Raw genomic sequence first — 16,416 nt, 5'->3', positions numbered from 1 at the left:
AGGTTCTGATGTCCGCTTCCAGGTTTTTGCTGGTCTGCTGGGCCGCGCTGGCCACGTTAAGCGTGTGCACGGTGGTGCTGGCACAGATGGGCGCGACGTGGCTGCTGTCGGTGGCCATTTTGCTGGTGGCGGTTGGCAAGGCCTGGCTGATTGCCGATGGCTTTATGGAAATGCGCCATGCCCCGCGATTGTGGCGGCGGTTGATGGTGAGCTGGGCGTTGGTGTTGGCAGCCGTTGTAGGGCTGACGCTGGTGTTGGTCGGTTGATTAACCTGAAACAACTCACGCCCGACGTTTGTCGGTCGGGTTCAAGCGCTGCACTTCAGCAAAGATCTCGGTAATCGGTCGACGAGGTTGGCGTTTGTGCAGCTGTCGGACCTGATCGCTAAGGCGCAGCAGTTCTTCGCTCGGCTTGGCCCATTGCTCTTTCGGCAGCGGTTCGGACCATTGGCGCATCACTTCGGGCAAGGCGTGCGGGGCCATTTTCTGGAGGCGGCGGACTTCCCATTCGGTCAGGTGGTTGGGAATCGTCCACAGCGTCATCACGTGGTACAGGTACCAGAAGAAGCCGGAGACTCGACCACGTTGGCCGTCGCGAATCTGCTGGTGCATACGCGCGCGGGCGTTGCGGAAAGTGTGCAGGCCTTCGTGGGGCGGGTCGTCGGGGGCTTGCAGGTCTAGCGGGTCCTGGATGGCTTTGAGGTCGTGGATTTCGTATTCCATGTAACCGCGAATGGCTTCCCAGTGGCTGATGGCCAGGGAAAGACCGAAACAGGGGAATTCGACGCTGGTGAGGGTCTCGCCGTGCTGGAAACCGATGCCCATGCCGTACTGGCGATGGATGCCGTATTGGGTGGCGCCTTGGGCTTCGATGACCCAGGCCGAAAGGGATTCCCAGGGGACGAAGAGCGGTTCGGTGGCGTCTTCGGGCATGAAGCAGACTTCGCGGCGTTGGCGGTTGAAGCGGGTTGGGATGATGTGGAGGCGTTTTTTGTGGTTGTGGTGCCAGACACCGAGGCCGATTAATAAGCTAGAAACCCCTCCTAATATGGCGTATTCGGATATGGCAAAAAAAAAGTCAACGACAAACTCCCATGTGTATGCAAGGTCATATCCGAACATGAGACCGAGGCAGCCAATCATTGGCGGGAAAATGAATGCAATCATAAAGGCACCGGTGAATGGCCCACCCAAAATGACCTGCCATGAAAATATCTGTGGCGATCCCAGCCCAAAGTCCATGTACACATTATTTAACTCCCCGATATGAGGACCATGCGGCGGCAGCGGCGTCGGCAATGGCAACGGTGCGAGATAGGTGATTCTCCCACTGGGAAACGGTTCGACATCTCCGGCTTTGCGGGACTGCTCAAGGTGCGGTCCAGGCAGGGTGCTTTTAATCTTGGTGAGCATGGTCGGCCAGCTCCAGCAGATGGGTTTCAACCAGCAACAACGGTGGATGCTCGGTAACGGATTGAGGGGCCAACGCCGGAAAACGGCCCTCACCCCGAGGGTTCAGACGAATGACCCGAATGTGAGAAACCCACGCGCCCTTGGCGTTCAAGGTCTGGATACAGACGGCCAACTCCAGCGTCTCGGAGGCCGGGGTAAATTCGCTGTCAGGATTCACGGGATATTGCAGGCACAGCACCAGCCGGTCGGGTCCTGTTTGTACGATGTGTAGGCTGTTCGCCACTTCCTCACTGATGACGTCCTTGCGTTCTCGCGGCGTGCCACGGCTGTGGAGAGGAATGGCAATGCGGTGGGCGCCGATCCCCAGACGATGAGCCGCTTTGTCACTCCGGATCAGTTCCGGATGTTTTTCCTGATAGTCGAGCAGGGTTTTACGGCTGTAACAGCTCATGCCCGCCGTTTGTCCGTCGGACTCAAGCGCTGCACTTCAGCAAAGATCTCGGTAATCGGTCGACGAGGTTGGCGTTTATGCAGCTGTCGGACCTGTTCGCTAAGGCGCAGCAGTTCTTCGCTCGGCTTGGCCCATTGCTCTTTCGGCAGCGGTTTGGACCATTGGCGCATCACTTCGGGCATGGCCTGCGGAGCCAGTTTCTGGAGGCGGCGGACTTCCCATTCGGTCAGGTGGTTGGGAATCGTCCAGAGTGTCATCACGTGGTACAGGTACCAGAAGAACCCGGACACCCGGCTGCGCTGGCCGTCGCGAATCTGCTGGTGCAGGCGCGTGCGGGCGTTGTGGAAAGTGTGCAGGCCTTCGTGGGGCGGGTCATCCGGGCCTTGCAGGTCTTGCGGGTCCTGGATGGATTTGAGGTCGTTGACTTCGTATTCCATGTAACCGCGAATCGCTTCCCAGTGGCTGATTGCCAGGGAAAGACCGAAGCAGGGAAATTCGACGCTGGTCAGGGTCTCGCCGTGCTGGAAGCCGATGCCCATGCCGTATTGACGGTGGATGCCGTATTGGGTCGCGCCCTGGGCTTCGATGACCCAGGCGGATAGGGATTCCCAGGGGACGAAGAGCGGTTCGGTGGCGTCTTCGGGCATGAAGCAGATTTCGCGGCGTTGACGATTGAAGCGGGTGGGGATGATGTGGAGGCGTTTTTTGTGGTTGTGGTGCCAGACGGCGAGGCCGATGAGTAGAGAGCAAAAGCCACTTACTAGCGCGTAGCCATAGCTTTCATCAAACACGCCGAGTACCGAGTCCCAGATTTCTACTTGGCTGTAACCGAACACAACCCCGAGGAACGCAGCAAGCATTGGAGGTAGAAAAGCGAGCATCAAAGTGCCGCTGAATGGCCCGCCCAATGTTACTTGCCACATAAACACCTGAGGTGAACCCACCCCAAAGTCCATGTACACCTCATTTAATTCCCCGATATGAGGGCCAAGCGGCGGTAGCGGTGTCGGCAATGGCAATGGCGCGAGATAGGTGATTCTCCCGCTGGGAAACGGTTCGACATCGCCGGCTTTGCGGGACTGCTCAAGGTGCGGGGAAGGTAGAGGCATATCAATCTTGGTGGGCATGGTCGGCCAGCTCCAGCAGATGGGTTTCAACCAGCAACAACGGTGGATGCTCGGTAACGGATTGACGGGGCAACGAAGGAAAATGTCCCTTACCGCGCGGGTTGAGGTGAATAACGTCAGTCAGCGACTCCCACACCCCTTTGGCGTTCAAGGTCTGTATGCAAACGGCCAGCTCCAGTGTTTCGGAAGCCGGGGTAAATTCGCTGTCAGGATCCACGGGATATTGCAGGCATAACACCAGCCGGTCGGGTCCTGTTTGCACGATGCGCAGGCTGTTTGCGACTTCCTCACTGATGACGTCCTTGCGCTCGCGCGGTACACCACGATTGTGGAGGGGAACGGAAAGACGGTGGGCGCCGATCCCCAGACGATGAGCCGGTTGTCCACTCAACGGTGGCTGGAAATCATTGAGCTTGAGCCTTGGCAGCACCAAGTGAATGTCGCTGGGCTTGGCTTTTAGCAGCAAGGTTTTCAGCCAGAAGTCATGCTCATTCGGGCCCAGTTGCGTATACGGGGCGTTCAGCAAATAGGCCAGATAACGCCGATATTCATCCAGGGTGTGGTCGCCGCGATGATCGGCGTCCAAGCTCCAGGGTGTGGTTTTCAGCCACTTATCATGGGCACTGATGTTGTAGCGGTTGTACAGCCAGGTTCCGCCCAATTCCAAAATGGTGAACAGGGCACCGGCCAGATTGAAGCGGAAAAATACGGTGGATAGCCTTGTCCCCGCAGCAGCCCAAGCAGCCGTTCTTGCCGCAGCGTTTCTGGCAATCGCTACGGTATACCCCGCGTGCAAGGTGTGACCCAAACCATAGGCATTAGCCGCCGTCATGCCCCCCGCACCCAGTGTGGCAAGCGCCGCACTACCCTGTGCCAAATGATCCCCACTGCGCGTCGCCTGCTGCCATTTCTGCTGTTGGGAATTGAGGCTGGACAGAGATGACACAAAACCAAAAAGGTAGGTAAAGAAACCCAGTCCAACATGCATCTTGCCCATCTGCACCTGCACATTCTGTAAAGCATGGTGTTGAAGTCCAGCAACGAGTTCCGTGCTACGCGCCTTCAGAGCGGTATCCGCCAGACTTTGCGCAGCCGTAAATCCCGCGGCACCCGTAGCGGCAAACGCGGCAAAGAACTCGGCCCGTTTCTTGGGATTTCTGGTCTGATTCATCATCTCCCGATACACCGAAACCAAATTCACCCCCTGCACCAAAAACACCAACAACCCCATCCCCTCGCTCCGAATCAACGTCCCATTCGGCACCGAGCTAACCCCCAGCCGAATGTCCTTCAGCAAACTCCGCACCTCCAACTGCTGCGCCGGCGGAAACACTACCGTCACCCCCGCCCGAGCCGGCGTCGCGCCGTACAGCCGAACCGACTGATCCGGCAGCTCCGCAATCGGGCTCAACGCCCCGGCCAACCGGCCTTCAAGTTGCGTCAACTGCCCACGCACCCGCACGATCTCGCCCTGCAACTCCACCGCCCGTGGCGTCTTGTGCCCCTGGCGGTTTTTGTTGTGGGTGAGCTGATTACGTTCACGGGTCAGGGTCTTCAGGTAATCGCGCTCCCTGAGCAGTTCCTTGAGGTTGGTTTGCAACGCCGCGTGTTCTGCCGGGCTGGCGACGGTGAAGGTCACGCCGGTGGTTTTTGCGGCGTCGAGTATCCGTGGCGACAAGGCTTTGGGCAGGCGCCGAAACAGTTCGTCAAGGTCGGGGATTTTCCCTCCCGCCAGATCGAAACCTTCCAATGCGCGGCTCAAGCCCAGGTTCAGCGCGGGGCTCAGGCTGTGCTGGGCTGCGTCCGCGACGGCGCGGGTGTGTTCGGGCAAGTCGTCGAGGGCCGGCAGGTACGGCTGTTCGATTTTCTGCAACTCGCCCAACCAGTGCGGCAGGTTGTTGAACATGCCCATGCCGGCGTTGAACAACGTCGTGTATTGCGCGGCTTGTTCAGGTTGTAAGCGAAGGGGCAAGGTGTAGAACAGTGGCCGGGTCAGCTCGGGGTGTTTCTCCAGATAATCGAGGAGGGCTTCGCTGGCGTGGTCACTGCGGCAGATGTCCTTGAGGCAGGCGTATTCGGCGCTGAAGGCCTGCCCCAGTTGTTTTGGCTCGTGCGCATCGTAATACCAGGCCGAACGGTGGTAACGCCCGGCACACACCAGCATCGTGCGGTCGGCGGTGATGCGCTCGAGCATCCGGTTCCAGCGGCCAAGGTCGTCGCGATGCTGAAACAACGCGGCGTCCATGGTCGGGCGGTCAATGAAATCATTGACCCCGCGCTTTCCGCTCAACACCGGGCCTTCGAGCACGTCCCGGATGCGCCGGTTATTCTCCTGGCCGAGGTTGATCAGGGTTTGCAGGTGGCGGTCGACGAAGTCGGCGGGGGCGGCTTCGAAATGCTGGCGCGTGTAATAACGCCGGTCCGCTTCTGCAATGGCGCGGTTTTCGGCCGTGAAATCGGGGGCGAGGCTGTCGAACCTGCTGATCTCGCGCGCGTGGTCTATGGCTTTATCGCGCAACTGCTCCAATTCCGGCGTTGCCGGTACATTCGAAGGCTCGATGTTGCCACCCTTGTTCAGGTAGTCGAGCAAGGCATTGCGGGTGTTTTCCCGCTCCGGTTCGGGCAACTGCTCCAGATCGGCGAACAATGCTTTAACGCGTGGATCGTCGCTGGCGTCGGCCAGTTTGCTGACATCCACCGGACTGAGCTGGCTCAGGGATTCGATGTAACAAGCCAGCAAGTAATCGCGTTCGTTGTGGTCGGCATTGCTCCAGTCGTCGACCCAACCGACCACGGTGTCCTGATACTCCGCAAGATCGCGCAGAACGCCGAGGTCGTCCTGCACCACGAGGAACAGCGTGTCATCCTGATAAGCCGGGCGCACCCGCCCGAGAAACTCGCCAATGTGTGCCTCGCGAAAGCGCCGAGGCTGTTCCCACAGATACGGTTCACGTTCGTGCGCGGGGGCATCGCTGACGTGCACCGTCGGCAATAGAACGGCGTCCGGCGGTGACTCGGCTTCCTGTTCCGCACGGTCTTGTGCGGCTTGGGCCTGCAGGACCGGATCGGTCGCAATCTCCGCCAGCCACTGCTTGCCTTGCGCGGCCGTCAACAGATGCTCGCCGCCGGTTTGGCAATGCACCGGGCCGAGATCGACGGCCTGCATGAAGTATTCGCGTTCCTCACGGCTGTCGAGCACTTGCGCGCATTTGGCCGCCGTCCACTGCACTTCGGCGAAGGTCACATGCAGGGTGCTGCGCCTTGAAAACACTAACGCCGGACGCTCTTCGATGGGCGTGCGCTGATCGCTGTCGACCTTGGCGCCCTTGTGCAGCAAGGCGCTGACCAGTCCGTCGAGCACCTGATACTCGTGCAGGTGGCTGGTCACGCTGTCGATGACGTACAACCAGCCATCGCGCAGCATGCGAATGCCCAGCGGACGGGTCGTCAGGGCATACGGCAGCTTCAGTTCGGCACTCGGATCGAGGGGCTTTTCCACCAGCCCGTAACGCAAGGGCAACAACTGCACGTGGGTTTGCCGCAGCGGGCAGGCACCCAGAGAGCCGATGGGGGATTTGGAGGCCGCCGCTGCGGCGAGGTTGGCGGGTGAAGTCATGGGTGGCCTCGTTGGCTGGCCCACTGGTGGGCGAGGTCAGCGGCCAGCGCCACGCGCTCGCCGGGGGATTGCAGCGACGGCGTATGCAGCAATCGGTTGATGTGCGGGTGCTGATCGAGCGGTGAGCCATCCAGCGAGGCGATGACGTTGGCGTAATAAAACAATTCGGACTGGCTGCTCAAACCCAGCGTGCTGGCCTCAGCCTCCAGTTGCTCGAGCATTGGCCAGCGTTCGGCCACGGTTTCGCTGCCATGGCGTTCGGGGAAGTGCGTGAGCAGATGAACGTCGAGTTCGAGCAATACGCGGCGCCAATCAGCGCGGTCAAACGCCGAATTCTGTTCAGCGCTCAGGCGATAGGGCATCAGCAATTCAGGGCACTCGGCCAGCCGGGGTTGGTGCTGTTGCCAATTAACCTCGACACCATCGGCGGTTACCACACAGGACAGAGGCCCAAACAATCGCTGATCGCCGCTACCGAACAGGATTCGCGCCACGGCGGCGTCTGCCAGTCGCAGCAAGACCGGCATCCCCTCTGGCAATTCAACCGTCAGCAGTTTGCGCAAGTGCTCAGCGACGGCGTGCGCCGAGTCCCGGCTGAACAACAGTACGCTCGATTCCTCGTGTGCGTGCTCCAGATAAAACTGGACAAGGGGCTCGTCAGGTTGTTGAACGGCTACCAACAGCGGCGAGATATCCCGCAGCGCAGTAAACGACGGGCAGTCATACAGCGCGACGGTACTGGCGCCGGGACTCAATTGTTTCAAGCGCTGCGGCAAATCGCTGAAGGTCGTGCCGTCCAGCAACAGGAAAGCCTGTTGCTCGCTCCAGGGCAGGTCTTCAGGCAGGGAAGTCGAGAGGCTCATGCTTGGGCGGCCTCACAAATCAGGCAGCGCGAGGCGCGGGTTGAAATCAGCGCATGGCGTTGCCGCGCCGCATCGAACGTGACTGTCAGCAGTGGCAAGGCGCCCGGCATCAGAGGCTCCGCCGGCATGCTCATAGGCGGGGAACCACCCTGCAGAATCGGCACGCTGCTGAAAATGCCTTCCGGCCCCAGCGTCAGCCATTGACCGCCACCCATGAGCGCCAGGCGCGTTCCGCCATTGATGACGACTTGTTGTCCGGCGCTGAGGTGAATCTGCTGCAGGGCGCTCAGTCGCTGACTGGCGACCGCGAATCTGTTGATCGCCCTGGACCAACAGGTGGTCGTCCTGTTTGAGTTCGGTCAGGCGGTTGCCATGGGTCAGGTGATGTTCTTCGCCGCGCAGGTCGTGGCTGGCGAGGCCGCCGATAACCACGGTGCGTTGGTTGTCGACTTGAATGCGTTCGTCATTGAGGACCAACTGCACGAAATCGCGCTGGGCTCGCAGGGCAATCTCTTCGGCGCCTTTTCGGTCCTCGATGCGCAACTCGTTGTAACCGCCCCCACCGGGGCTGCTCTGACTGCGAAAAATGCTACGGGTATGCTCGGCCGGCAAATCCAGTGGTACCGGTGTCGCGGCGTTGGGCAGGCAGGCAACGACGACGGGTTTGTCTGGATCGCCATCAGTGAAGCCCACCAGCACTTCCATGCCGACTCGCGGGATCTGTACGCTGCCGTAACGGTCATGGGCCCAGCCAGTGGCGACTCGCAGCCAGCAACTCGATTGCTCGTTGTGCCGGCCGTCGCGGTCCCAGAGCAACTGGACTTTGACCCGACCGTACTGATCACAATAAATCTCTTCACCGGGCGGCCCCGTGACGACTGCATGCTGATTGCCCGTTATCCGAGGCTTGGGGTGTTCAAGGGCTGGTCGGAATATCACGTCCCACGGTGTGGCGACAAAGTGGTTACGGTAGCCCTGACTGAAGCCATCTTCCGGACTAGCGTCAGGCATCGACTCTTCCAGCACCTGGGGTTGTAAGCCGACATGCTCGACTTCAGTCAACAACCACAGGCCATTGCGGTCAGCGCGTGGGTGCTCGGTCATTTCGACAAAATGGCCGCTGCGCATAGCGCTTTGATCACTGCGCCCATCGGCTCGCCGGTAATCGGCGCGGTGGCGCTCCAATGCCCGATTGGCCAGATGTTTACCACGGTCTCGATGGGTGAACTGGCCTGGAAAGGTGTAGTCCTCAAGGTGTGGCTGCAGCGGGACTTCAGTTTCGCTGTCCAGTTGCAGGCGCGGTTTTTCGAAGTCGTAATCACGCCGGCTGATATGGGTCGGGCGGGTATTCAGGCGCAGCTTGAATTGGTCAATCACCGGCGCTTCGGCGACCATACCGCTGTCTTGCCTGTACGCGGTTGACTGGTCTGGTTTCGAAAAGCTGGTCTGATCGTCGCCGAACACCAGCACATGCCCATTAGCGCTGTGCTGAAAGTGAAAGTGCAAACCTTCTTCCTCACACAGCCTTTGAACGAAGTGCAGGGCCGTCTCGTACTGAACGCAATACAGCCGTGGCCGGTACTCGGCGCTCAACTGAAAGCGCCAGGTATCGGCCTGCATTCCTTGGTCTTTCAGCACGCTGGCAATGATTTGCGGCACGCTCTGGTGCTGAAAAATACGCTGGTTGTGGCAGTGGGTGAGATAGGCGAGGTGGGGCACCAGGGTCATCTGATAGCGGGTCAGGCGTTTGCCTGAATCGCCTTGGGCGATTTGATAGACCTGCCCGTGAATGCCAGCGCCGTCAGGGCCGAAGCGCAAAAAAGCCGAGCGATGCATCAGGGTGTCGAGGTCGAGGTCGGGGCGTTCGCTGACCAGTTCGAGATTGACTTCGTAGGGCTGGTTGAGCGCTTCCTTGGCGCGGAACTCGAGTACCTGAAGGTCGTGGGGAAAACCTTCAATGTCGAGTGTGAAAACGACGGGTTCGACGGCGCTGAACATCCACATGTCCCTGTATCTATTTGAATACACGGAACTGTGCGTGGATCGACAAATTGGTGATGTCAGACGAGTCCATGTTTAGCGTAGGACGCTTCCGTTAAGCCGGATCGTTGTCGAAGGCTCCGACCTGACGAGGAAAGCTCTGTAGGAAACAAAGTAAAGTCGCGAGCAGGCCTCGCCACCGGTGAGCTTTCTGGCGCCAATACCCGACCAAAACCATCTGCCTTTCTTGATCGCCATCAAGCAGGTTTCAACCCTTCGCTTCCTATCATGGGCACGCCAAGCAAAGAGGAAGCGACCATGTCAGAGACCTTCACCAAAGGCATGGCCAGGAATATCTACTTCGGGGGAAGCATCTTCTTCTTCCTGATATTCCTGGCCTTGACCTATCACACGGAACAGACCTTTCCAGAGCGCAGCAATGAAGCGCAGTTAACTGAATCAGTGATCCGCGGCAAGACGGTCTGGGAGCAAAACAACTGCATCGGCTGCCACACGCTGCTGGGCGAGGGCGCCTACTTTGCGCCCGAGCTGGGCAACGTGTTTCAGCGGCGCGGCGGGGAGGCGGGCTTCAAACCCTTTCTGCATGCCTGGATGAAAATGCAGCCGCTGGGCGTACCGGGCCGGCGCGCGATGCCTCAGTTCAAGTTGAGCGAGCAGGAGGTGGATGACATCGCCGAGTTCCTCAAATGGAGCTCGAACATCAACACCAATGGCTGGCCGCCAAACAAGGAGGGCTAAGAGATGAGCATTGCTAATCCGCATCTGAAATTCGCCTCGCAAGCCGTGGCCAAACCGTACTTCGTATTTGCCCTGATGCTGTTTCTCGGTCAGGTGCTGTTCGGTTTGATCATGGGGGTGCAATACGTGGTGGGAGACTTTCTGTTCCCGATCATTCCCTTCAACGTGGCGCGGATGGTGCACACCAACCTGCTGATCGTCTGGCTGCTGTTCGGCTTCATGGGCGCTGCCTACTACCTGATTCCGGAAGAGGCCGACCGCGAACTGCACAGTCCGAAGTTGGCGATCATCCTGTTTTGGGTATTCGCCGCCGCGGGCGTGCTGACGATCCTCGGCTATCTGCTGGTGCCTTATGCGGGCCTGGCCAAACTGACCCACAACGAGTTGCTGCCGACCATGGGCCGGGAGTTTCTGGAGCAGCCGACCATCACCAAGATGGGCATTGTGGTGGTGTGCCTGGGCTTTCTCTACAACATCGGCATGACCCTGCTCAAAGGTCGCAAGACCACCGTCAGCATGGTGATGATGACCGGGCTGATCGGCCTTGCGGTGTTCTTCCTGTTCTCCTTCTATAACCCCGGCAACCTGGCCCGCGACAAGTTCTACTGGTGGTGGGTGGTGCATCTTTGGGTGGAAGGCGTGTGGGAACTGATCATGGGGTCGATGCTCGCTTTTGTCCTGATCAAGATCACCGGTGTCGACCGGGAAGTCGTGGAGAAATGGCTGTACGTGATCATCGCCATGGCGCTGATTACCGGGATCATCGGCACCGGTCACCACTTCTTCTGGATCGGTGCGCCTGAGGTCTGGTTGTGGGTCGGCTCGATCTTCTCGGCACTCGAACCGCTACCGTTCCTGGCCATGGTGATCTTCGCTTTCAGCATGGTGAAGAACCGTCGCCGGCAACACCCGAACCGCGCTGCCACACTGTGGGCCAAGGGCACCACGGTCACCGCGTTCTTCGGTGCGGGCGTCTGGGGTTTTCTGCACACCCTGGCACCAGTCAACTTCTACACCCACGGTTCGCAACTGACGGCGGCTCACGGTCACCTGGCCTTCTACGGTGCTTACGCGATGATCGTGATGACCTTGATCAGCTACGCCATGCCGCGATTGCGCGGGTTGGGTGAAGCCGCTGATGAGCGTTCGCAGACCTACGAAATCTGGGGCTTCTGGTTGATGACCCTGTCGATGGTGATGATCACGCTGTTCCTGACCGCTGCCGGTGTCGTCCAGGTTTACCTGCAACGCTGGCAGGCCGACGGGATCGCGTTGCCATTCATGGCCACGGTCGAACATCTGCAGGTGCTGTTCTGGGCGCGTCTGGGCGCCGGTCTCGGGTTCTTCGCCGGGCTCGCGTGTTACCTGTTCAGCTTCAAGCAGCGTAGCCGCGCAGCCTTGCGCGCCCCGGCTGCGGTGGTTCCTTCATGAGCCTGTGTAACGGCTAGAAAAGGTCGGCCCGGCTGATACAGCGGGCCGTTTTTTTGGTTTCCAGGAAGGGCAAGCATCATGGCGTTTACCGTCGAACTGGAAGAGTGGGTAGGCAGTGTCTGGCATCGTTTCATCACCCGGCGTGCCAGCCCGGACTTCCCTGAAGCACGGGTTGAACTGGTCAGCCAGCAACGCCCGCTGGCGCTGTTGTTTCGTGCCATGGGCGGCGCCAATGGCATCGGTGTGGAAGCCGCCAGCGACCGCGATCTGCTGCTGCGCCGAAACGTGTTGCAGCAAATCGCCGGCACCTGCAAACAAGTGCCGTTGGCATGGTGTGACGCGAGTAATTTGCGGCTGCCATCGAGCCTGGCAGTCTTCCCTGAAGTCGCACTGAACGAGGAACTCTATCGCTGGCTCGCGTTGCTGGCGGCACAGGCCGGGCAGATGCGTCACTGGGGACGGGACAATCAACGCTGGACGCAACAGCTGCTGCGACGCTATCCCGCGCTGCGTGCTCGTTACAAACGACTGGTCGATGCTCATCTGCAATTGCGCCCCGATCCGGCCTTGTTGAACGCCAGCGAAGCGGCACTGGAACGGGCGTTATGCCAGGCGTTGCGCGAGCCCGGCAGTGTTGAGCATTTCCCCCGCAGCGAACGGGCCGCGTGGCCGCTGCCGCTGTGGCTGTACCCGCCGCAAAACCTCGCCAGCCCGCAGGCTGCCGATCTGGGCGATGAATCCGAAGAGTCTTTGACCACGCCGCCCGGCGAACAGAAAAGCGGGCGTAAACGCGCGACGCGGATCGATGAAAGCACCCGTGAGGGCGGGCTGTTGGTGGTGCGTCTGGAGAACCTGTTCAGCTGGACCGAGCACGTCGACCTGGATCGCTGGTCGGACGACAGCGAGGACCCGGACGCCGCCCGAGTCGCCGACGACCTGGATGAACTGACGCTGTCGCGCACCCGTCTGCGCAAGGGCGGCGGCCTCAAGCTGCACCTGGATTTGCCACCGGCCGATGTCGACGATATTCCCCTCGGCGAGGGCATCAAGTTGCCGGAGTGGGACTACCGCAAACAACAGATGCAGGACAGCTTCGTCAATCTGCAAATGATGGTGCCCCGCGACTGTGAAGCACAGCCGCTGCCATTACGGTTAAAGGCCTCGGCGCACCGCTTGCGGCGCCAGTTCGAGCACCTGCGTAATGATCGTCAATGGTTACGCCAGCAACCCCAGGGCTCTGAGCTGGACATGCAGGCCTGGCTGGATTTTCACGTTGAGCGCGAGCATGGCCAGTGTGCCGAACGCGGTCTGTTCATGGAGCAGCGGCAGACCCGCCGCGACCTGGCCTGCCTGTTGCTGGCCGACGTGTCGATGTCCACCGACGCCCACCTGAACGATGAGCACCGCGTCATCGATGTCATCCGCGACAGCCTGCTGCTGTTCGGCGAAACCTTGTCGGTGCTGGGTGATGATTTCGCCCTGTACGGGTTTTCCTCGCTGCGTCGTCAGCAAGTGCGCATGCAGGAACTCAAGGCGTTCACCCAGCGCTATGACGACACCACCCGAGGTCGCATTCAAGGTCTCAAACCAGGGTATTACACGCGCATGGGAGCCGCCATTCGCCAGGCCACGCAACTATTGGGTACGAGCAAGCGGCGCAGCAAACTGTTGCTGCTGCTCACGGATGGCAAACCCAATGATCTGGATCTGTACGAAGGACGCTACGGTGTTGAAGACACCCGCGAGGCGGTGCTGGAGGCGCGGCGCCAGGGGTTGACGCCGTTCTGCATCACGATTGATCGCGAGGCCGGGGATTACCTGCCGTACATGTTTGGCGCCAATGGCTACACCTTGATCCGTCAGCCTGAGCAGTTACCGCTGCGCTTGCCGCAGTTGTATCGTCAGTTGACTCAACCGTGATGTCCTTGACCACCTGCGTCCTTGTAGCAGCTGGCGCAGCCTGCGTTCGGCTGCGAAGCAGTCGTAAAACCATACAACGCGGTGTTTCAGAAATACCGAGGGCTCAGGATTTACGACTGCTGCGCAGCCGAACGCAGCCTTCGGCAGCTGCTACAGGGGATATGTGCGGTCTTCAGCTGCGCGGCAGCCAGAAAAACATCGTCACGCAGAAGATTGTCAGGCCGATGCAGAACCACTTGAATCGACGCAACCGACGTTGCACCGCGTGTTCGGCCAGTGCCGGCAGGGGCATGCCGCATTGGCGGCACTCGACTTTTTGTGGTGGGTTGGCATGTTGGCAATACAGGCAGACGGGCATGGTGCTCACTCGAACTGTTCCAGGCGCAGACGATCAAGAATGGCGATCTGACGGCCGTCCTGAGTGATGATGTTTTCATCGATCAAGCGGCGAATGATCCGCGAGAAGGTTTCTGGCTGGATCGACAGATGCCCGGCAATCAGTTGCTTGGCCATCGGCAGCTCGAATTGGCTGTCAACGGTTTGCTGGCGCACCAGTTGCGTCAGCAGATAACGCACGACCCGGTGGGTGGCGTTTTTCAATGACAGGGTCTCGATTTCGTTGACCCGTTGATGCAAGCGAACGCAGAGCTTGCCCAGCAGTGCAAAGGTCAGCCGGCTGTTGCTCTGCAGCAGGCGCATGTAGGTGCTGTTGGATAACCGGTAGAGCTGGGTGGGGCAGATCGCTTCGGCCGAGGCCACATAGTTCGGGGTGTCCATCAGCATCATCGCCTCGGCGAAGGTTTGCCGATCGCTGATGACCTCGAACACTTTCTCCTGCCCATCGGGTGTCAGCCGGTAGATTTTCACCGCGCCGGCAATGATGAAATAGAACGAATCGGCCGGCTCACCCTGACGGAACAACGGCTCGCCTTTGTCGATGCTCAGCAAGTGGCTGGTACTCATCAGTTCATCCAGCTGTTCTTCGTTCAACGGCTCGAACAAGTGATGACTGCGCAGAATCTGGTGATGGACGCGATGAAGCACCATGAGAATTCATCCTGAAGATAGAGAAGGGGGATACGGTCAGACGAGACCTAGAGAAACGCCGCTGGCCAGGGCCAGGATTGAGGTCAACACAACAAACCAGGCCAGTGGCTGGATGACTTTTTTCATGACGACTCCGGGTAATCGAGAGGGATCCAGGATTTCTAAAAGGTTGCCCATGCAGAGCAAGACGCGGGCCAGGCTTGGAGGGCCCTGCTTATTGGGGTTCTCAGGCGTGAGGGTAAAAAAGACTATGCTGTGTAGGGTTTAAATAACCCTCAAATGGTCATTTTTACCCTGACGACCGATCACCTTTGTGGCGAGGGGGCTTGCCCCCGTTCGGCTGCGCAGCAGTCGTAAAACCGGCTGAGGGGTTCTATCTGACGCGCCGCGGATGCCGGTTTCAGGAGCGCCTCGCACTCCAACGGGGGCAAGCCCCCTCGCCACAGGGGCCACCATTCTCCTAGTCCAGACAGGTTCGAATGAGCATCGGGGCACGTCCCTTGCACACTTGATCTGTGACAAAGGCAATGGATCGGTAATACCCGATGATTGCCCCTGGATTTACCTCGGCGCGTGCGGGTTGGCGCCAGGTCAGCAAACAGGTAGAGGAGTGGCTTTATGCAAGTGCTTGACCGCCGTAAAGCGATGGCAATCGCGCCGCTGTTACGGCTGGCCTTCCGGCCGTTTTTCCTCGCCGGCTGCCTGTTGGCGGTGCTGGCCATTCCGCTGTGGCTGGCGGCTTTTAATGGTTCGATGTCCGACTGGCAGCCGGCAGGCGGTTGGCTGGGCTGGCATCGGCATGAATTGCTGTTCGGGTTCGGCTTGGCGATTATCGCGGGCTTTCTGCTGACGGCCGTGCAGACCTGGACCGGTCGCCCCGGTCTCAGCGGCAAACCGTTGGCCGCTCTGGCGCTGCTGTGGTTATTGGCGCGAGTGGCCTGGCTGGCCAATGTGCCGTGGCCGTTGCTCGCGGTGCTGGAACTGGCGTTCCCGTTGGCGGTGGCGGTGCTCATGGGCTTCACCTTGTGGAAGGTGCGGCAGAAACGTAACTACCCGATTGTGGTGGTTCTGCTGTTGTTGGCCGTGGCCGACGGGTTGTCCCTGTATGGCTTGGTCGAGGGGCATGAAGGCTGGCAGCGCCAAGGCGTGCTGACCGGTATCTGGCTGGTGGCGGCGATGATGGGGTTGATTGGCGGGCGGGTGATTCCGTTCTTCACCCAGCGTGGCCTTGGTCGGGTGGAAGGCGTTGCCGCCTGGCCCTGGCTGGATCGACTGCTGTTGGTAGGTTCGCCACTGGTGGCGTTGTTGTATGCCGCAGGACCTGCGCTCAATCCCAATGTCTGGGTGGGCCTGCTGTTCGCGGTGCTGGCGGCGGGACATCTGGTGCGACTGGTGCGCTGGCATGACCGGGCACTGTGGCACGTACCGTTGCTGTGGTCGCTGCACCTGGCTTATGGCTGGTTGGCGGTGGCGTGTCTCGGGATGGCGCTGTGGCATTTCGGCGTGCCGATCAATCCGAGCCTGGCGGTGCATTGCCTGACCATCGGGGCCATGGGCGGCCTGGTGCTGGCGATGATCGCCCGAGTCAGCCTGGGCCACACCGGCCGCGCACTGGAGCCGCCGTCGGGCATGACCCTGGCGTTCATCTTGCTCAACCTGGCGTGTCTGAGCCGGGTCATGTTGATCGAGTTTTTTCCCTTGCCGGCATTGTGGTTGGCCGGTGTGTGCTGGGCGCTGGCGTTTGCGCTGTATGCCTGGCGTTATGGGCCGATGCTGCTGCGCGCCCGGGTGGACGGTCATCCGGGATGAG

The 16,416-nt window shown here is 60.0% G+C and carries 12 protein-coding genes and 1 pseudogene; 5 read left to right on the top strand and 8 right to left on the bottom strand.

What is annotated here, in order from left to right:
• Positions 1 to 8: 8 nt before the first annotated feature.
• Positions 9 to 266, top strand: coding sequence for a cytochrome C oxidase subunit IV family protein (locus KGB18_RS11090; RefSeq protein WP_038982737.1), 258 nt, complete (start codon positions 9 to 11; stop codon positions 264 to 266).
• A gap of 15 nt (positions 267 to 281) precedes the next feature.
• Here the strand turns inward: KGB18_RS11090 and KGB18_RS11085 are convergent, their stop codons facing one another.
• The 6 genes and pseudogenes from KGB18_RS11085 to KGB18_RS11060 form a co-directional block, all read right to left on the bottom strand.
• On the bottom strand, positions 282 to 932 hold the full coding sequence (locus KGB18_RS11085; protein WP_223569881.1) for a hypothetical protein: 651 nt from the start codon (positions 930 to 932) through the stop codon (positions 282 to 284).
• A 463-nt stretch (positions 933 to 1,395) separates the two neighbouring features.
• Positions 1,396 to 1,863 (bottom strand): hypothetical protein, encoded by a 468-nt coding sequence (locus KGB18_RS11080; protein ID WP_223569880.1) that lies wholly within the window; start codon positions 1,861 to 1,863, stop codon positions 1,396 to 1,398.
• Positions 1,860 to 2,990, bottom strand: a complete 1,131-nt coding sequence (locus KGB18_RS11075) for a DNA-binding protein (protein WP_123722313.1) — start codon at positions 2,988 to 2,990, stop codon at positions 1,860 to 1,862. Before KGB18_RS11075 ends, KGB18_RS11080 begins: the two co-directional genes overlap by 4 nt.
• Positions 2,974 to 6,606, bottom strand: a complete 3,633-nt coding sequence (locus tag KGB18_RS11070; protein ID WP_223569879.1) for a toxin VasX — start codon at positions 6,604 to 6,606, stop codon at positions 2,974 to 2,976. The genes KGB18_RS11075 and KGB18_RS11070 overlap by 17 nt, the downstream gene beginning before the upstream one ends.
• Entirely contained in the window at positions 6,603 to 7,469 is an 867-nt protein-coding gene (locus KGB18_RS11065) for a DUF4123 domain-containing protein (RefSeq protein ID WP_123722315.1), read from the bottom strand. Before KGB18_RS11065 ends, KGB18_RS11070 begins: the two co-directional genes overlap by 4 nt.
• Positions 7,466 to 9,467: pseudogene (locus KGB18_RS11060) on the bottom strand (type VI secretion system tip protein VgrG). The gene KGB18_RS11065 and the pseudogene KGB18_RS11060 overlap by 4 nt, the downstream one beginning before the upstream one ends.
• Before the next feature lie 300 nt (positions 9,468 to 9,767).
• Here KGB18_RS11060 and KGB18_RS11055 point away from each other — a divergent pair.
• The 3 genes from KGB18_RS11055 (at position 9,768) to KGB18_RS11045 (ending at position 13,559) form a co-directional block, all read left to right on the top strand.
• A complete protein-coding gene (locus KGB18_RS11055; RefSeq protein ID WP_038982840.1) occupies positions 9,768 to 10,208 on the top strand; it encodes a c-type cytochrome in 441 nt (146 codons plus the stop codon).
• Positions 10,209 to 10,211: 3 nt separating this feature from the next.
• Positions 10,212 to 11,639, top strand: coding sequence for a cbb3-type cytochrome c oxidase subunit I (locus tag KGB18_RS11050; protein ID WP_030130715.1), 1,428 nt, complete (start codon positions 10,212 to 10,214; stop codon positions 11,637 to 11,639).
• Between the two features lie 78 nt (positions 11,640 to 11,717).
• Complete coding sequence (locus tag KGB18_RS11045; RefSeq protein ID WP_223569878.1) at positions 11,718 to 13,559, top strand: nitric oxide reductase activation protein NorD; 1,842 nt, start codon at positions 11,718 to 11,720, stop codon at positions 13,557 to 13,559.
• Between the two features lie 172 nt (positions 13,560 to 13,731).
• Here KGB18_RS11045 and KGB18_RS11040 read toward each other — a convergent pair whose 3' ends face one another.
• Both KGB18_RS11040 and KGB18_RS11035 read right to left on the bottom strand, forming a co-directional pair.
• Entirely contained in the window at positions 13,732 to 13,926 is a 195-nt protein-coding gene (locus KGB18_RS11040; RefSeq protein WP_123722318.1) for a protein DnrP, read from the bottom strand.
• Positions 13,923 to 14,606, bottom strand: a complete 684-nt coding sequence (locus tag KGB18_RS11035) for a Crp/Fnr family transcriptional regulator (RefSeq protein WP_008075049.1) — start codon at positions 14,604 to 14,606, stop codon at positions 13,923 to 13,925. Before KGB18_RS11035 ends, KGB18_RS11040 begins: the two co-directional genes overlap by 4 nt.
• Positions 14,607 to 15,224: 618 nt before the next feature.
• Here KGB18_RS11035 and KGB18_RS11030 point away from each other — a divergent pair.
• Entirely contained in the window at positions 15,225 to 16,415 is a 1,191-nt protein-coding gene (locus KGB18_RS11030) for an NnrS family protein (protein WP_223569877.1), read from the top strand.
• The last annotated feature ends 1 nt before the right edge of the window (position 16,416 follow it).

The sequence above is a fragment of the Pseudomonas sp. BF-R-26 genome (assembly GCF_019947395.1).
Taxonomy (GTDB): Bacteria; Pseudomonadota; Gammaproteobacteria; order Pseudomonadales; family Pseudomonadaceae; genus Aquipseudomonas; species Aquipseudomonas farris.
The sequence above is the reverse complement of the archived record's forward strand: the minus strand, read 5'-3'. Positions and strand labels throughout refer to the sequence as shown.